This window comes from Mesorhizobium sp. M0500 (genome assembly GCF_040321165.1).
GTDB lineage: Bacteria > Pseudomonadota > Alphaproteobacteria > Rhizobiales > Rhizobiaceae > Mesorhizobium.
Genome location: NZ_JAMYRB010000002.1, coordinates 529,531 through 545,739 on the forward strand (window position 1 = coordinate 529,531; position 16,209 = coordinate 545,739).

Below are 16,209 nucleotides of genomic sequence, written 5' to 3' on the forward strand. Positions count from 1 at the left end.
ACGCCGCTCTTCACCGCTTCCTAACCCGCGTGCCGGAAGATGGCGGGGAACTGGAAGAGTGCAATGCAGGAATTCCTCATACCGGCAAAACCCGACCTGCAGGCGGCGCGCGAGGCCTGGCTGAAGATGCTGGCGCGCGAACGCCGGCTATCGCCCGAAACCGTCGAGGCCTATGAGCGCGACACGCGCCAGTTCCTGCATTTCCTGACCGGCCATTGCGGCGGCTCGCCCGGCATTTCCGACATCGCCGATCTGCGCCCCGCCGATCTGCGCGGCTTTCTCGCTGCCCGCCGTGCCGAGGGCGCCGGCGCCCGCACGCTCGGGCGCGGGCTGGCCGGCATCCGCTCGCTGCTGCGTTTCCTGGAACGGCGCGGCCTCGCCAATGCGGCAGGTGCGACAGCCTTGCGCGCGCCGCGGCAGCCGAAATCGCTGCCCAAGCCGCTGACCGCAAGCGATGCAAAACACGTCGTCTCGGTGGAAGGCCAACTGGCGGAGGAGCCGTGGATTGCCGCGCGCAACGCCGCCGTGCTGACCCTGCTCTATGGGTCCGGCTTGCGGATCTCCGAGGCGCTCGGCCTGTCGGGCGCCGATCTTTCCTCACCTGGTGATACCGTGCTGCGCGTCACCGGCAAGGGTGGCAAGACCCGGCTGGTGCCGGTGCTGCCGGTGGCACTGCGGGCGATTGCCGAATACCGCCGCTTGTGTCCCTGGCATCTCGATCCCAAGGGCCTGCTGTTTCGCGGTGCCCGCGGCGGCCCGCTCAACCCGGCAATCGTCCAGCGCGACATGGCCAAGCTGCGCTCGGCGCTCAACCTGCCCGACACGGCGACGCCGCATGCGCTGCGCCATTCCTTCGCCACGCATCTGCTAGGGCGCGGCGGCGACCTGCGCACCATCCAGGAGTTGCTCGGCCACGCCAGCCTGTCGACAACCCAGATATACACCGGCGTCGACACCGCCAGGCTGCTCGAGATTTACGAAGCAGCTCATCCTCGTGCGTGATCGATGCATGTGTCGGTGGCCATCTCGCAACAATTTTGATGCGCCGGTTAACCGTTTTGCCGCTTTTTGCGCCTAGAAGCGCAGCATGAAACGCCTCATCGCCATCGCCGACCGCGCGACCCATATGTCGCTGAAGCTGCTCGTCGCGCTCAACGCCCTGTTTTTCCTCTCTTTCCTCATCGTCGCGCTGCTCGCCGCGGGCAAGGCACGCGCCGAGACTTCGGCCTGCGGCGGTAGCGATATGCTGAGCGCGCTGCAAAAGGACGACCCGGCTGCCTACCGCAAGATCGAGGCAGACGCGGCAGCGACGCCGAACGGCAAGGGCCTGCTGTGGAAGCTCGAAAAATCGGGCGAAAAACCGTCCTTCCTGTTCGGCACCATGCACGTTACCGACCCGCGCGTCACCACGCTGCCACCCGCCGCGCAGAAGGCATTCGATGCGGCTGGCACCGTCATCATCGAGACCACCGAAGTGCTCGACAAGCAGAAGATGATGGCAGCACTGCTGAAAGAGCCGGATCTGATGATGTTCACCGACAAGACGACGCTTTCGTCGCTGCTGTCGCCGGAGGATGCGGCGGTGGTCAACAAGGCGCTCGATGCGCGTGGCATCCCGCCAGCGACCGTCGCCAAGATGAAACCCTGGTTGCTGTCGGCGATGGTGGCGCTACCTGTATGCGAAGTCGCCCGCCAGGCTGGCGGTGCGCCGGTGCTCGACGTCAAGCTTGCCAAGGACGCCGAGGCTTCGGGCAAATCGGTCGAGGGGCTGGAGACAATCGCCGACCAGCTGCGCGCCATGGCTTCGCTGCCGATCGCCTTTCACCTGAAGGGGCTGGTCGATACGCTGAAGCTTGGCGACAAGGTGAACGACGTCAACGAAACCATGATCGTGCTTTACCGGCGTGGCGACACTGGCATGTATGTACCGCTGTTTCGGGCCGTCATCCCCGAACAGGTCGACGACCAATCGGGTTACGCCGAATTCGAGCAGACCATGATCACCAGCCGCAACAAGGTGATGGTCGATCGTGCAGCGCCGATCCTCGCCCACGGCAATGTCTTCATGGCGGTCGGCGCCATGCACCTTCCCGGAGCGCAAGGCTTGGTCGAGGGTTTCCGCAAGATCGGCTATACGGTGACCGCCGTCAACTGAACGACACGGCGGAGTTGCACACCGAATCATTGCCGAGGCGGGACCAGCCCTTACTCGTGGCGCGACGGCGGACCAGCCGCGCTTCGTGCCAAGAAACTGAAAAAGGTTCGGTTTGGCTCGATCGAAACCCATTTTGCGGTGGAAATGCATGCCTGCAAGCGATTCCGGATCAGAATTGCCCTGTTTTCGGCGTTTTCAACGCCTAATGTGAAACCGATTCAACGATTGTACGTTGATGGCTATTACTTGATGTTTTTCATCCACGGAGGACACTTTTATGGCGAACACACCCAATCCGAACGACCCATTCACCTCACCGGGTACCGCACGGCCACGCGGCGGCGGCAGCGGCTGGCTGATTGCACTGGTCGTCGTTATCCTGGCAATTGTCGCCTATTATGTTTTTGGAAGACGTAGCGAGGCACCTGCGCCTGCCGAACCGCCCGCAGCCAGCACACCGGCTCCGGCCCCAGCACCTGCCGAGCCGATGAAGCCAGCCGAACCGGCTCCTGCGCCAGCTCCGGCGACACCCGCTCCGGCTCCGGCTCCGGCAGAACCTGCACCCGCTCCGGCCCCTGCGCCAGCCCCGGCTCCGGCTCCCGCTCCCGCACCAGCACCGGCCCCGGCTCAGTGATCAGACTGCTGATTTAATATATGAACGGCCCGCTGAAAGGCGGGCCGTTTTGTTTTTGGGAGCAGCCGTCGATGGCTTCGTCATCCCGGGGCGGAGCGGTTACCAGCCGATGCGAAGAGGCACTCGATTCTGGTTCGCCGGAACACTGCCCCTAGATAACGGCATGGATGTCTCCGCGACGTCGCTTCGCTCGTGCTCCGCCCTGGGATGGCGAAGCGCAGATGTTTCAGCCAATCTCTAAGGTTTGCGATTCACCGCGTTTGCTCAGATATGGATGGGCTTGAAGAACGTCGCCAATGCCGCCTCCTTTACCGCCTCCGACATTGTCGGATGGGCGTGACAGGTGCGGGCTAGGTCTTCCGACGAGCCGCCGAACTCCATCAGCACGGCCGCCTCGTGGATCATCTCGCCGGCGCCGAAGCCGACGATGTGGACGCCGAGCACACGGTCGCTGGCCTTGTCGGCCAGGATTTTCACAAAGCCGTCGGTGTGCAGCATGGCGCGCGCGCGGCCATTGGCGCTGAACGGGAATTTTCCGGCCTTGTAGTCGATGCCGGCCTTCTTCAATTCTTCTTCGGTCTTGCCGACCGAGGCGATTTCCGGCGTGGTGTAGACGACGCTCGGAATCACGTCATAGTTCACATGACCGGCCTGGCCGGCGATGGTTTCGGCCACCGCCACGCCCTCGTCTTCGGCCTTGTGGGCAAGCATCGGCCCGGCGATGACATCGCCGATGGCATAGATGCCGGGCACGTTGGTCCTGAGATGACCGTCGGTCTTGACCCGGCCGCGCTCATCGACGTCGACGCCGGCATCCTTCAGCCCGAGAGCGTCCGAATAGGCCCGTCGTCCCGTCGAAATCAGCACCGCGTCCGCCTCGATCGTCTCGGCCGCACCGCCTTTGACCGGTTCGAAGGTGACCGTCGCCCCCTTCTTGGCCTTGGCGACGCCGGTCACCTTGGCGCCCAGCCTGAACTCAAAGCCCTGCTTCGACAGCAGGCGCTGGAATTGCTTGGCGACCTCGCCGTCCATGCCGCCCAGGATGGTGTCGAGGAACTCGACAACGGTGACCTTGGCGCCGAGCCGCGCCCATACCGAGCCGAGCTCCAGACCGATGACACCGCCGCCGACCACCACCAGATGGCCCGGCACTTTGTCCAGCGACAGCGCGCCGGTCGACGAGATGATCACCTTCTCGTCGAAATCGACCTTGACGCCGGGAATGCCGGCGACGTCGGAGCCGGTGGCGATGACGATGTTCTTGGTCTCGATCTCCTCGACCTTGCCGTCATCGGAGGTCGCCGACACCTTGCCGGCCGCAACCACCTTGCCGGTGCCACGAAAACTGTCGATCTTGTTCTTCTTGAACAGGAAGGCGACGCCATTGACGTTGGCCGTCACCGTCGCATCCTTGTGTGCCATCATCTTCCCAAGATTGAGCTTGGGCGCGCCGATCTCGACGCCGAGCGCCTCGAAGGAATGGCCGGCCTCGGCAAACATCTCGGACGCATGCAGCAGCGCCTTTGACGGGATGCAGCCGATGTTGAGGCAGGTACCGCCGAAGGTCGGGTTCTTTTCGACTACCGCCGTCTTCAGACCGAGCTGCGCCGCCTTGATGGCGCAGACGTAGCCGCCTGGTCCCGATCCGATGATAACGACGTCATAGGCCATGATACTGTCCCTTTTGCTTTAGCGGCCGCCGCCGATTTCCAGATTGGCGCCTGTTGTGTAGGACGCCTCGTCCGACAGCAGCCAGAGAATTGCGGCTGCGACTTCCTCGACGGTGCCGACGCGCTGCATGGGCACCACCTTGCGCATTCTCTCGGCGCGATCCGGCTGCCCGCCGGAGGCATGAATTTCGGTGTCGATGATGCCCGGGCTGACCGCGTTGACACGAATGCCTTCGCCGGCCACTTCGCGGGCAAGCCCGATGGTGAAGGAATCGACCGCGCCCTTGGAGGCGGCGTAGTCGACATATTGACCCGGCCCGCCAAGCCTTGCCGCGATCGAAGAAACATTGACGATGGCGCCGCCCTTGCCGCCATGCCTGGTCGACATCCGCTTCACCGCCTCGCGGGCGCAAAGCATCGGCGCGATCACATTGATGCGCATCATGCGCTCCAGCCTTGCAGCGCTAAGCTCGTCGACGCGCGCGCTCTGGTCGACCACGCCGGCATTGTTGACGAGCGCGTCCAGCCGACCGAAACGGCCATCGACAGCCTCGAACATGGCCAATACGTCCGTCTCGCTGCCGACATCGGCCTTGACTGTGAAGGCTTCTCCGCCAGCAGCCTCGATGTCGGCGACCACCGTTTCGGCGGCTTTTGCATTCGACGCGTAATTGACCGCAATGCGATAGCCGGCCCTGGCGGCAAGCCTGCATGTAGCGGCGCCAATGCCGCGGCTGCCGCCGGTCACCAGCAGGATCTTTCCGCTCGCGCTCATTCCTGACATCCCTTCAGGCCAAAGACGTCCCAGGGCACCTGGGAAAAGCCGTTGGCGCCATAGGCCGCCGACATCTGCAGCGACGCTCCCAGATCAGGCAGGATCAGCTTCTTCGGCGCATCCTTTCCTTCGCCCGGCAGCAACGCGATATTGCCCTGGTCGTCGGCAGTGTAGATGACGCCCTCCCACACAGTGCAGGCGGCGAGCTCGTCGCCGGTGACGTCGCCGGCCGGGCATTTGTACATCAGCGAGCCATGCGGCCGCGCCGCGCCCTCCGTCCACATGACGATGCCGTCGAGCACGACGCCGTTGTCGAGCACCATCTTGAAGCTGTTGGTGACGGCAGCCGACTCCATGGTCGGCCTGAAATCGATCTCGGCGGCGTTTTCAGGATCGCCATAGACGGCGAGCTCGAGCGGGCAGGCGGCGAGGGCCGCGGAGACCGTCTGCACGCCGAGTGCGCAGATTGTGACAAACAAACCGGACCGGAAACGAGACGAACTCATCCGGCGGCGCAGATCCATGCTCCGGCTCACGTCGGCCGCCCCTAGAGGTCGAGCACTAGCCGTTCCGGATCCTCGAGGCTTTCCTTGACCCGCACCAGAAACGTCACCGCTTCCTTGCCGTCGACGATGCGGTGGTCGTAGGACAGCGCCAGATACATCATCGGCCGGATGACGATCTGGCCGCCGACCACCACCGGCCGCTCCTGGATCTTGTGCATACCCAGAATGCCGGACTGCGGCGCATTGAGGATCGGCGTCGACATCAGCGACCCGTAAACGCCACCGTTGGAAATCGTAAACGTGCCGCCTTGCATATCCGCAACCGACAGCTTGCCGTCGCGCGCCGCAAGCCCCAGCCTGCCGATGTCCTTCTCGATTTCGGCGATCGACATCTGGTCGGCATTGCGCACAACCGGCACGACAAGGCCTTTCTCTGTACCGACGGCAACGCCGATATGAGCGTAGTTCTTGAAGATGATATCGGTGCCGTCGATCTCGGCATTGACCGACGGGATCTCCTTCAGCGCATGGGTGACCGCCTTGGTGAAGAAGCCCATGAAGCCGAGCTTCACGCCGTGCTTCTTCTCGAACACGTCCTTGTATTTGCTCCTCAGCGCCATCACCGCGCTCATGTCGACCTCGTTGAAGGTGGTCAGCATGGCGGCGGTCGATTGCGCTTCCTTGAGGCGGCGCGCGATGGTCTGGCGCAGCTTGGTCATGCGCACGCGCTCCTCGCGCGACGCATCGTCGGCCGGGGACGGCGCGCGCGCGGCAACGGGTGCCGGTACAGGCGCTGCCTTCGGCATTTCGGCCGGCTGCGACGGCGCGCCCCTGGCGATAAGGTCGAGCACGTCGCCTTTCAGCACCTGGCCGCGCTTGCCCGAGCCCGACACCTGGTCGACTGCGAGATTGTGCTCGGCCAGCAGCTTTGCCGCCGACGGCGCCGGCGGCATGGTGCGCGTCTCGATCGCGCCGGCGTCGCCGGCGATCTTGGCCGTCTCGGCAGCGGCCTGCCTGACGCTCGAGGCCGCAGTCGGAGCCGAGGCCTGCGACACCGCCTCCTGCTTCGTTGCCGGAGCGGCGGCATTGGCTGCCGCGCCGGCGCCTGCCGAAATCGTGCCGAGCAGTGCGCCGACGCCGACCGTCTCGCCTTCCTTGACGGCGATCTCGGCGAGCGTGCCCGCGGCGGCGGCCGGCACTTCCACCGTCACCTTGTCGGTTTCGAGCTCGACCAGCGGCTCATCGGCGGCGATCGCGTCGCCGACCTTCTTGAACCATTTGCCGATGGTCGCCTCGGTGACGGATTCACCAAGTGTCGGGACGCGGATTTCGGTTGCCATTGTGCCTGTCCGTTTCTTTCGGTTCTGTTCTATTCACCAAGCGCGTCGTCGAGCAAGGCGGCAAGCTGGGCGAGATGCTTCGACATCAATCCGGTCGCCGGCGAGGCGGCCGCCGGCCGGCCGGTATAGCGCACCCGCTGATGCTTGGCGTCGATATGCGCCAGCACCCATTCGAGATACGGATCGATGAACGACCAGGCGCCCATGTTCTTGGGCTCCTCCTGGCACCACACCATCTCGGCATTGCGGAAGCGCGACAGTTCGGTGATCAGCGCCTTGGCCGGGAACGGATAGAGCTGCTCGACGCGCAGCAAATAGATGTCGTTGATGCCGCGCTTCTCGCGCTCCTCGTAGAGGTCGTAATAGACCTTGCCCGAACAGAGCACGACACGGCGGATCTTCGAATCCTTGGTGAGCTTGATGGCCTGGCCCGACAGCAGCTGGGCATCGTCCCACAGCAGCCGGTGAAAGGCGCTTTCGCCCGACATCTCCGGCAGCGTCGATACCGCCCGCTTATGGCGCAGCAGCGACTTCGGCGTCATCAGGATCAGCGGCTTGCGGAAGTCCCGCTTCAACTGCCGGCGCAGTATGTGGAAATAGTTGGCTGGCGTCGTGACGTTGGCGACCTGCATATTGTCTTCGGCGCAAAGCTGAAGGAAGCGCTCGAGCCGGGCCGACGAATGCTCCGGCCCCTGGCCTTCATAGCCGTGCGGCAGCAGGCAGACGAGGCCCGACATTCTGAGCCATTTGCGCTCGCCCGACGAGATGAACTGGTCGAAGACCACCTGGGCGCCGTTGGCGAAGTCGCCGAACTGCGCTTCCCACAGCGTCAGCGCCTTCGGCTCGGCCAGCGAGTAGCCATATTCGAAGCCGAGCACGGCCTCTTCCGACAGCATCGAGTTGATGACCTCGAAGCCGGCCTGCGCCGCCGACAGATTGTTAAGCGGTATGTAGCGTGTCTCGTCGCGCTGGTCGTAGAGCACGGAATGGCGTTGCGAGAACGTGCCGCGCTCCGAATCCTGGCCGGACAGCCGGATCGGATTGCCGTCGAGCAGGATGGCGCCGAAGGCCAGCGCCTCGGCCGTAGACCAGTCGATGCCTTCGCCCGACTCGATCGCCTGGCGGCGGTTGTCGAGGAAGCGGATGATCGTCCTGTGCGCCTCGAAATCCTTCGGCACCTCGGTTAGCTTCTTGCCGATCTCCTTCAGCGTCTTGACCGGCACCGCGGTCTTGCCGCGCCGCTGTTCGTCCTGGTTGTCGGCCGAGCGCAGGCCGGACCAGGCGCCGTCCAGCCAATCCGCCTTGTTCGGCTTGTAGTGCTGGCCGACCTCGAATTCCTGCTCGAGATGCGCCCGCCAATCGGCCTTCACCTTTTCGAGCTCGGCCTGGGTGATGTGGCCTTCCGCGATCAGCCGGTCGGCATAGATCTGCATGGTCGTCTTCTGGTTGCGGATCTTGCGATACATGATCGGCTGGGTGAAGGCCGGCTCGTCGCCCTCATTATGGCCGAAGCGGCGATAGCAGAACATGTCCACCACCACCGGCTTGTGGAACTTCATGCGGAATTCGATCGCCACCTTGGTGGCATGGACCACCGCTTCCGGATCGTCGCCGTTGACGTGGAAGATCGGCGCCTCGATCATCTTGGCCACATCCGACGGATAAGGCGACGAGCGCGAGAAGCGCGGGTTGGTGGTGAAGCCGATCTGGTTGTTGATGATGAAATGCAGCGTGCCGGCGACGCGGTGGCCGCGCAGGCCCGACAGGCCGAGGATTTCGGCAATCACGCCCTGGCCGGCAAAAGCGGCGTCGCCATGCAACAGCAGCGGCAGCACCTTGGCGCGCTCTTCCAGCGGCACGATCTCCTCGCGGCTGCGGCCGAACAGATAATCCTGCTTGGCGCGCGCCTTGCCCATCACCACCGGGTCGACGATTTCCAGATGCGACGGGTTGGCGGTCAGCGACAGATGCACCTTGTTGCCGTCGAACTCGCGGTCCGACGAGGCGCCGAGATGGTACTTCACGTCGCCCGAGCCCTCGACCTCGTCGGGCGCGGCGGAGCCGCCCTTGAACTCATGGAAAATGGCGCGGTGCGGCTTGGCCATCACCTGCGACAGCACGTTCAGCCGGCCGCGATGCGCCATGCCGAGCACGATCTCCTTCATGCCGAGCTGGCCGCCTCGCTTGATGATCTGCTCCAGCGCAGGGATCAGCGACTCGCCGCCATCAAGGCCGAAGCGCTTGGTGCCCTTGTACTTGACGTCGATGAATTGCTCGAAGCCTTCCGCCTCGACCAGCTTCTGCAGGATCGCCTTCTTGCCGGCGGCGGTGAAGGAGATCTCCTTGTCGGTGCCCTCGATGCGCGCCTGGATCCAGGCCTTCTCCTCGGGATCGGAAATATGCATGAATTCGACGCCGAGCGTCGAGCAATAGGTCCGGGTCAGGATGTCGAGCATCTGCCGGATGGTGCCGAATTCCAGCCCGAGCACATTGTCGAGGAAGATCGGCCGGTCGTAGTCGGCTTCGGTGAAGCCGTAATTCTCCGGCGACAGCTCGTTGTAATCCTCGAGCGGCTTGGCAATGCCCAGCGGATCGAGATTGGCGTGCAGGTGGCCGCGCATGCGGAAGGCGCGGATCATCATGATGGCGCGGACGGAATCGCGCGTCGCCTGATGCACGTCGGCGTCGGAAAGCGCTGCGCCGTTGCCGACCGCCCTGTCCTTGACCTTCTTTTCGATGTGCTTTTCGACCAGGCCCCAATTGCCGTCTAGCGCCGAGACCAGCTCGCCATTGGCCTGCATCGGCCAGGAGGGCTTGGCCCAAGAGGCGCCCTTGGCGTTCCTGCGCACGTCGCCGGCGTCATCCTTCAGCGCCGCGAAGAAGTCCTGCCATTCGGGATCGACCGACGCGGGATCGTCCTCATAGGCGGCATAGAGCGCGTCGATATAATCGGCATTGCCGCCATAGAGGAAAGAGGTAAGCGAAAACTGGTCGTTGGTTTGATCTTGTCGTGCCATTTTGCCTAGCGGAGCGCCTGCCCCGTCTCCTGTTTTGGAGGGGAGTAGGGCAATAGGGCAGTACGGGAGTAGGGCAATGCCCTCATCTTGTCCCTACTCCCTTACTCCCCTAACCCTTTATCGCCTCGACCAGCGTCGTGCCGAGCCGGGCCGGCGACGGCGAAACCTTGATGCCGGCCGATTCCATCGCCGCGATCTTGTCTTCCGCGCCGCCCTTGCCGCCGGAGATCACCGCGCCCGCATGGCCCATGGTGCGGCCCGCCGGTGCGGTGCGCCCGGCGATGAAGCCGGCCATCGGCTTGCGGCGGCCGCGCTTTGCCTCGTCCTTGAGGAACTGCGCGGCGTCTTCCTCGGCCGAGCCGCCGATCTCGCCGATCATGATGATCGACTTGGTCTCGTCGTCGGCGAGGAACATCTCCAGCACGTCGATGAACTCGGTGCCTTTGACCGGATCGCCGCCGATGCCGACGGCGGTGGTCTGGCCGAGGCCGACATTGGTGGTCTGGAACACCGCCTCATAGGTAAGCGTTCCCGAGCGGGAAACAACGCCGACCGAGCCCTTGCGGAAGATGTTGCCGGGCATGATGCCGATCTTGCATTCGTCGGGGGTCAGCACGCCGGGGCAGTTCGGCCCGATCAGCCGCGACGTCGAACGGTCGAGCCTCGCCTTGACCTTGATCATGTCCATCACCGGTATGCCCTCGGTGATGCAGACGATCAGCGGGATCTCGGCCTCGATCGCTTCCAGGATCGCTTCGGCAGCACCCGCCGGCGGCACGTAGACGACCGAAGCGTTGGCGCCGGTCCTGGCCTTGCCTTCGGCTACGGTGGCGAAGATCGGCAGCGCCTCGCCCTTGGCGCCGGTCCAGGTTTCGCCGCCCTTCTTGGGGTGGATGCCGCCGACCATTTTCGTGCCGTGATAGGCCAGCGCCTGTTCAGTGTGGAACGTGCCGGTCTTGCCGGTCAGGCCCTGCACCAGCACCTTGGTGTTCTTATCGACGAGAATGGACATGGTGGTCCTTTTCAAAAACCGTTGATCGGGGAAGGCCGCGCGCTCATGGTCACAACCGCTTCAGCTCGGCGACGGTAAGGTTGCTTTTGGCATTGCCGGTGTTGAGCGTCGTTGCCGGCTCGAACATCAGCACCACCGGCTCCTCGCTTAGCGAGCGCGGCCGGTGCTCGACGGCGCGCGGCACGACAATGAACTCGCCGCTGGAAAGCTCCACCGTGCCGTCGCGGAAATCGATGGCGATGCGCCCGCGCAGCACCAGGAACGCCTCGTCCTCATTGTCATGCGCGTGCCAGTCGAAGACGTCGCCGAACTTGGCGATCTTGACCTGGCTGTCGTTCACGTCGCCGGCGATATGCGGATCGAAGACCTTCTTGATCTTCTGATCCGCCGCCTCGACGAGGTTTATCTTGTGCGGAGGCATCGCCTATCGACCTTGACCCTGAAGTTCTGTTTTCAAGCTGGGCATTTTTGGTTTCCGTGAACGACAGCACCGATCCATCGGCCCCCGGCGCGCCGGATCGTCACGATCTGCACCGATAAATTGCCGCCAGACGTTCTCAATTCACCAAGGGACTTGGGGTCATCATCGGCTTGGAAACTGCTGCCATATTTGGTCAGAAGCCTTTTCAGGATCATGTTGGCGGCCAGCTTCGGATCGTTGGTGCCGAAGGAGACCAGGCAGTCGCAGCGACCACTCGAACTCTTGATTGAGGCAACGATTTCCGTAGCCTTGTAGACTTGCAGCCCGTCGGATCCGGCCTTGAACCCGCTTTGCCGGGCAACCGCGTTGAACCGGCCGAAGCTGGGCGCCGTTGCCGGACATAAGTTCATGAAGAGACTGACCCTCTTGCCGATCCAGGCGGGCGACTTCGAACTATCCGCGGCCGCAGCAGCGCTGGCCCAAAGGGCCATGCCGGTCAGCGCTAGGGCCAGCATCCGCTGCATCAGACGCCCTTCACCGCCGCGACGATCTTCTTGGCTGCATCGTCGAGATCGTCTGCCGACACCACGTTCAGCCCGCTGTCGTTGATGATCTTCTTGCCGAGCTCGGCATTGGTGCCTTCCAGCCGCACCACTAGCGGCACTTGCAGGCCGACCTCCTTGACCGCGGCGATCACGCCCTCGGCGATGATGTCGCATTTCATGATGCCGCCGAAGATGTTGATCAGAATGCCTTTGACCGCCGGATCCTTGGTGATGATCTTGAACGCCGCCGTCACCTTTTCTTTCGACGCGCCGCCGCCGACATCGAGGAAGTTGGCCGGCTCGGCGCCGTAAAGCTTGATGATGTCCATCGTTGCCATGGCAAGGCCGGCGCCGTTGACCATGCAGCCGATATTGCCGTCGAGCGCGACATAGGCGAGGTCGTATTTCGACGCCTCGATCTCCTTCTCGTCCTCTTCGGTGGTGTCGCGCAATTCGAGCACGTCGGGGTGGCGAAACAGCGCATTGTTGTCGAACGACACTTTGGCGTCGAGAACGCGCAGCCGGCCGCTCCTCATGACGATCAGCGGGTTGACCTCGAGCAGGCTCATGTCCTTCTCGACAAAGGCCTTGTAGAGGATGGGGAACAGCGTGGCGCCATCCTTGGCGGCGTCGCCGTCGAGCTTCAGCGCCGCGTTGAGCTTCTTCACGTCGTCGGCCGTCACGCCCTTTTCCGGGTCGATGGCTACGGTGATGATCTTTTCCGGCGTGTCGTGGGCGACCGCCTCGATGTCCATGCCGCCCTCGGTCGAGACGACGAAGGCGACGCGCCCGACCGAGCGGTCGACCAGGATCGACAGATAGAGCTCGCGCTCGATGTCGGCGCCGTCCTCGATATAGAGCCGGTTGACCTGCTTGCCGGCCGGGCCGGTCTGCTTGGTGACCAGCGTGTGGCCGAGCATCTCATTGGCATTGGCGACGACCTCGGCCACCGACTTTGCCAGCCTGACACCGCCCTTGGCATCGGCGCCGAGCTCCCTGAATTTGCCCTTGCCGCGGCCGCCGGCATGGATCTGGCTCTTGACCACATAGAGTGGGCCGGGCAGCGCCTTGGCGGCAGCTTCCGCCTCGCTCGCCTTGAACACCGGCACGCCCTCGGCCACGGGTGCGCCAAAGCCTTTCAGCAGCGCCTTGCCCTGATACTCATGGATGTTCATGCGCTATGTCTCCAGCTTGCTTGGCGGGCTTGGTTACCGGCTTACTTGGCCGCGAGATGCGGAGCGATCTTGACGCAGGCGTCGCACAGGCCCTGCACCGCCGCGACCGAATTGTCGAACATCTTCTGCTCGTTCTTCGCGAGCTCGATCTCGATGATCCGCTCGACGCCGCCGGCGCCGATCACCACGGGAACGCCGACATAGGTGTTCTTGACGCCATATTGGCCGGAGAGATAGGCAGCACAGGGCAGCACCCGCTTCTTGTCCTTGAGATAGGCTTCGGCCATGGCAATGGCCGAAGCTGCCGGCGCATAAAAGGCAGAGCCGGTCTTGAGCAGGCCGACGATCTCGGCGCCGCCGTCGCGGGTGCGCTGCACGATCTGGTCGAGCCGCTCCCTCGAGGTCCAGCCCATCTTGATGAGGTCGGGCAGCGGGATGCCGGCAACCGTCGAATAGCGGATCATCGGCACCATGGAATCGCCGTGGCCGCCGAGCACGAAGGCAGTGACGTCCTCGACCGAGACCTTGAATTCCTCGGCCAGGAAATAACGGAAGCGCGAACTGTCGAGCACGCCGGCCATGCCGACGACATGGCTCTTGGGCAGGCCGGAAAACTTCTGCAGCGCCCAGACCATGGCGTCGAGCGGATTGGTGATGCAGATGACGAAGGCTTTCGGCGCGTATTTCTTGAGGCCGGCGCCGACCTGCTCCATCACCTTCAGATTGATGCCTAGAAGATCGTCGCGGCTCATGCCGGGCTTGCGCGGCACGCCGGCGGTGACGATGCAGACATCGGCGCCCTCGATGCCGGCATAGTCGTTGACGCCGGTCAGCCTGGAGTCGAACCCATCGACTGGCGACGACTGCGCGATGTCCAGCCCCTTGCCTTGCGGGATGCCTTCGGCGATATCGAACAGCACGACGTCGCCGAGATCCTTGAGGCCGACCATGTGGGCGAGGGTGCCGCCGATCATGCCCGAGCCGATGAGCGCTATCTTGTTGCGTGCCATGTCAGGATATTTTCCCTTTGACTATGACGGCGCCCAAATCCTTGACGATTTGATGACGGCGTCGGAGGAAGAGGCCGGAATGCTGCGGAACCGCGAAATTCGCCGCACGCAATAGCCCCGGCCGCACAAAAATTCAAACGATTATTTTGGAGTGAGTAATTTCAATCGGTTAGAAACAATGGGAATTACGTAAACGTCAAAATTCTGAAGCCGGCTAGAGGAATTCTACACAATGGCACTGGAAATCAGAAGGCTGTTTCCTGACGATGACGCCCTTGTGATGCGGGTTGCCGATGAAGTCTTCGACGAGCCGGTCAGGCCGGATCGGCTCTCCGCCTTATCTCGCGGAGCCCTGTCATTTCATGGTCGTGGCCCTCGCCGACGGCATCGTCGTTGGCCAATGCGCAGCCGTCATCCACCGCCACCGGGACAAGGTGAGCGAACTCTACATAGACGAGGTCGGCGTGGCGCCGGCCTTTCAACGCCAGGGCATTGCGACGAGGATGCTCGGCGCCATGTTCGCACTCGGTCGCGAGCATGGCTGTGAGGAGGCGTGGGTCGGCACCGAGCCGGACAATGTTGCTGCTCGCGCACTTTACGAGTCGCGAAAAGAGCCGCATGGGCCGGCGGGGGGGTTCGTCATGTATGTTTATCGGTTATAGGCGCCGGCGGCAGCGGCCCCTTCTGTACTATCCCTCACGCCTGAGCCTGCCGTGCCTCGGTCGATGATCCCTGCGCCCTCTGCCTCTCCGCCCAGTCCTCCAGCCAGTCGTGGCTCTGCATCTCGATCAGCCGCGATGCGGTGCGCTCGAACTCGAAGACTTCGTTGCCGCGCTTGGCCGTATAGAGCTGCGCCGGCGGTGCCGCGGCGCTCATCACCAGCCGTACATGATGATCGTAGAGCGTATCGACCAGCAGGATGAAGCGCTTGGCTTCGTTGCGCTTGCCTTCGCCGAGCACCGGCACATGGTCGATGAAGATGGTCGAGAAACGGCTGGCAATGGCAAGATAGTCGCGGGCGCCGAGCGGCCTCTCGCAGAGATCGGCGAAGGAAAAACGCGCCGCCTCGCCGGCAGCACGCGGCACTACGACGTGCCGGCCCTTCACCGTCAGCATCGTCTCGGCCGTCGGCCTGCCATGCGTCATCACCGCCCACGCGTCGTCGAGCGCATGGTCGGCGGCGGCATCGGCCGGGGTGACGTAGACCGGCATGCGGCTGAGCTTGTCGAGGCGGTAATCCTTGTCGGCGTCAAGCGCCAGCACCTGCGCGTGGCGCTCCAGGATAGCGACAAACGGCAAAAACAACTGACGGTTCAGGCCGTCGCGGTAGAGATCCTGCGGCGCGACGTTGGAAGTGGCAACCAGCACCACGCCATTGGCAAACAACGCCGAAAACAACCTTGACAGGATCATCGCATCGGCGATGTCGGTGACGGAGAACTCGTCGAAGCATAGCACCCAGGCTTCCTCGGCCAGCGCGCGCGCCACCGGCGGGATCGGGTCGTCCTCCTTGGCCGTGCCGTTCTTGCGAGCCTGCCGGTGCTTCTGGATGCGGTCCTGCACGTCGGCCATGAAGTCGTTGAAATGCACCCGGCGCTTGCGCCGCACCGGCAGCAGCTCGAAAAACATGTCCATCAGCATGGTCTTGCCGCGGCCGACGCCGCCATGGATATAAAGGCCCTTGACCGCCTCGTGCACCTCGCGCTTGCGGGCGAACAACCACCCCAGCGCGCTTGATTTCTGCGCCAGCCGCTTTGCCGATATCTCTTCGATCAGCCGGTCGAGCGCAGCGGCGATCCGCTCCTGCGCCGGATCGCGCCCGATGGCGCCCGTCTCGACCAGATGGTCATAGCGCTGCTTGACGGTCGCATGGGTCTGGAGGCCGTCACGCAGATGCATTGGTCACGTCGTTCCGGAGCAATTCCAAGAAAAGTGTGTAGCGGTTTTCT

General features: G+C 63.6%; 14 protein-coding genes. 3 read left to right on the forward strand and 11 right to left on the reverse strand.

From position 1 onward, the window contains the following. Positions 1-63: 63 nt before the first annotated feature. Positions 64-1,002, forward strand: coding sequence for a tyrosine recombinase XerC (locus NKI70_RS06385; RefSeq protein ID WP_352456326.1), 939 nt, complete (start codon positions 64-66; stop codon positions 1,000-1,002). 85 nt (positions 1,003-1,087) lie between these two features. Continuing rightward, positions 1,088-2,155 (forward strand): TraB/GumN family protein, encoded by a 1,068-nt coding sequence (locus NKI70_RS06390; protein ID WP_352572226.1) that lies wholly within the window; start codon positions 1,088-1,090, stop codon positions 2,153-2,155. An 898-nt stretch (positions 2,156-3,053) separates the two neighbouring features. On the opposite strand, the gene lpdA is transcribed toward NKI70_RS06390, so the two are convergent. The 10 genes from lpdA to mdh all read right to left on the reverse strand — a co-directional run bounded on the left by lpdA (position 3,054) and on the right by mdh (position 14,260). Then, entirely contained in the window at positions 3,054-4,460 is a 1,407-nt protein-coding gene (gene lpdA / locus NKI70_RS06395; RefSeq protein ID WP_352680591.1) for a dihydrolipoyl dehydrogenase, read from the reverse strand. A gap of 18 nt (positions 4,461-4,478) precedes the next feature. After that, positions 4,479-5,234: an SDR family oxidoreductase gene (locus NKI70_RS06400; protein WP_352578102.1), complete on the reverse strand. Its 756-nt coding sequence runs from the start codon at positions 5,232-5,234 to the stop codon at positions 4,479-4,481. Beyond that, positions 5,231-5,740 (reverse strand): hypothetical protein, encoded by a 510-nt coding sequence (locus tag NKI70_RS06405; protein WP_352724390.1) that lies wholly within the window; start codon positions 5,738-5,740, stop codon positions 5,231-5,233. Before NKI70_RS06405 ends, NKI70_RS06400 begins: the two co-directional genes overlap by 4 nt. 41 nt (positions 5,741-5,781) lie before the next feature. Beyond that, complete coding sequence (gene odhB / locus NKI70_RS06410; protein WP_352593782.1) at positions 5,782-7,080, reverse strand: 2-oxoglutarate dehydrogenase complex dihydrolipoyllysine-residue succinyltransferase; 1,299 nt, start codon at positions 7,078-7,080, stop codon at positions 5,782-5,784. A 29-nt stretch (positions 7,081-7,109) separates the two neighbouring features. Continuing rightward, positions 7,110-10,097: a 2-oxoglutarate dehydrogenase E1 component gene (locus tag NKI70_RS06415; protein WP_352696987.1), complete on the reverse strand. Its 2,988-nt coding sequence runs from the start codon at positions 10,095-10,097 to the stop codon at positions 7,110-7,112. A 109-nt stretch (positions 10,098-10,206) separates the two neighbouring features. Continuing rightward, on the reverse strand, positions 10,207-11,109 hold the full coding sequence (gene sucD / locus NKI70_RS06420) for a succinate--CoA ligase subunit alpha (RefSeq protein WP_352623528.1): 903 nt from the start codon (positions 11,107-11,109) through the stop codon (positions 10,207-10,209). Positions 11,110-11,158: 49 nt separating this feature from the next. Beyond that, positions 11,159-11,530, reverse strand: a complete 372-nt coding sequence (locus tag NKI70_RS06425) for a cupin domain-containing protein (RefSeq protein ID WP_352623530.1) — start codon at positions 11,528-11,530, stop codon at positions 11,159-11,161. Positions 11,531-11,562: 32 nt separating this feature from the next. Next, positions 11,563-12,054: a hypothetical protein gene (locus NKI70_RS06430; protein WP_352570012.1), complete on the reverse strand. Its 492-nt coding sequence runs from the start codon at positions 12,052-12,054 to the stop codon at positions 11,563-11,565. After that, on the reverse strand, positions 12,054-13,250 hold the full coding sequence (gene sucC / locus NKI70_RS06435) for an ADP-forming succinate--CoA ligase subunit beta (RefSeq protein WP_352570013.1): 1,197 nt from the start codon (positions 13,248-13,250) through the stop codon (positions 12,054-12,056). Before sucC ends, NKI70_RS06430 begins: the two co-directional genes overlap by 1 nt. A 41-nt stretch (positions 13,251-13,291) precedes the next feature. After that, the gene (gene mdh, locus NKI70_RS06440) at positions 13,292-14,260 is read right to left on the reverse strand and encodes a malate dehydrogenase (protein ID WP_023679796.1); all 969 of its coding nucleotides are present in this window, start codon (positions 14,258-14,260) and stop codon (positions 13,292-13,294) included. 362 nt (positions 14,261-14,622) lie between these two features. On the opposite strand from mdh, the gene NKI70_RS06445 reads away from it, so the two are divergent. Further along, complete coding sequence (locus tag NKI70_RS06445; RefSeq protein ID WP_352696989.1) at positions 14,623-14,922, forward strand: GNAT family N-acetyltransferase; 300 nt, start codon at positions 14,623-14,625, stop codon at positions 14,920-14,922. A 34-nt stretch (positions 14,923-14,956) separates the two neighbouring features. On the opposite strand, the gene zapE is transcribed toward NKI70_RS06445, so the two are convergent. Next, positions 14,957-16,159: a cell division protein ZapE gene (zapE, locus tag NKI70_RS06450; protein ID WP_352593779.1), complete on the reverse strand. Its 1,203-nt coding sequence runs from the start codon at positions 16,157-16,159 to the stop codon at positions 14,957-14,959. Between the last annotated feature and the right edge of the window lie 50 nt (positions 16,160-16,209).

Bases quoted from the DNA above. Each gene is read 5' to 3' on its own strand.
- NKI70_RS06385 (WP_352456326.1), top strand. From the start codon at position 64: ATGCAGGAATTCCTCATACCGGCAAAACCCGACCTGCAGGCGGCGCGC.
- NKI70_RS06390 (WP_352572226.1), top strand. From the start codon at position 1,088: ATGAAACGCCTCATCGCCATCGCCGACCGCGCGACCCATATGTCGCTG.
- lpdA (WP_352680591.1), bottom strand. From the start codon at position 4,460: ATGGCCTATGACGTCGTTATCATCGGATCGGGACCAGGCGGCTACGTC.
- NKI70_RS06400 (WP_352578102.1), bottom strand. From the start codon at position 5,234: ATGAGCGCGAGCGGAAAGATCCTGCTGGTGACCGGCGGCAGCCGCGGC.
- NKI70_RS06405 (WP_352724390.1), bottom strand. From the start codon at position 5,740: ATGAGTTCGTCTCGTTTCCGGTCCGGTTTGTTTGTCACAATCTGCGCA.
- odhB (WP_352593782.1), bottom strand. From the start codon at position 7,080: ATGGCAACCGAAATCCGCGTCCCGACACTTGGTGAATCCGTCACCGAG.
- NKI70_RS06415 (WP_352696987.1), bottom strand. From the start codon at position 10,097: ATGGCACGACAAGATCAAACCAACGACCAGTTTTCGCTTACCTCTTTC.
- sucD (WP_352623528.1), bottom strand. From the start codon at position 11,109: ATGTCCATTCTCGTCGATAAGAACACCAAGGTGCTGGTGCAGGGCCTG.
- NKI70_RS06425 (WP_352623530.1), bottom strand. From the start codon at position 11,530: ATGCCTCCGCACAAGATAAACCTCGTCGAGGCGGCGGATCAGAAGATC.
- NKI70_RS06430 (WP_352570012.1), bottom strand. From the start codon at position 12,054: ATGCAGCGGATGCTGGCCCTAGCGCTGACCGGCATGGCCCTTTGGGCC.
- sucC (WP_352570013.1), bottom strand. From the start codon at position 13,250: ATGAACATCCATGAGTATCAGGGCAAGGCGCTGCTGAAAGGCTTTGGC.
- mdh (WP_023679796.1), bottom strand. From the start codon at position 14,260: ATGGCACGCAACAAGATAGCGCTCATCGGCTCGGGCATGATCGGCGGC.
- NKI70_RS06445 (WP_352696989.1), top strand. From the start codon at position 14,623: ATGGTCGTGGCCCTCGCCGACGGCATCGTCGTTGGCCAATGCGCAGCC.
- zapE (WP_352593779.1), bottom strand. From the start codon at position 16,159: ATGCATCTGCGTGACGGCCTCCAGACCCATGCGACCGTCAAGCAGCGC.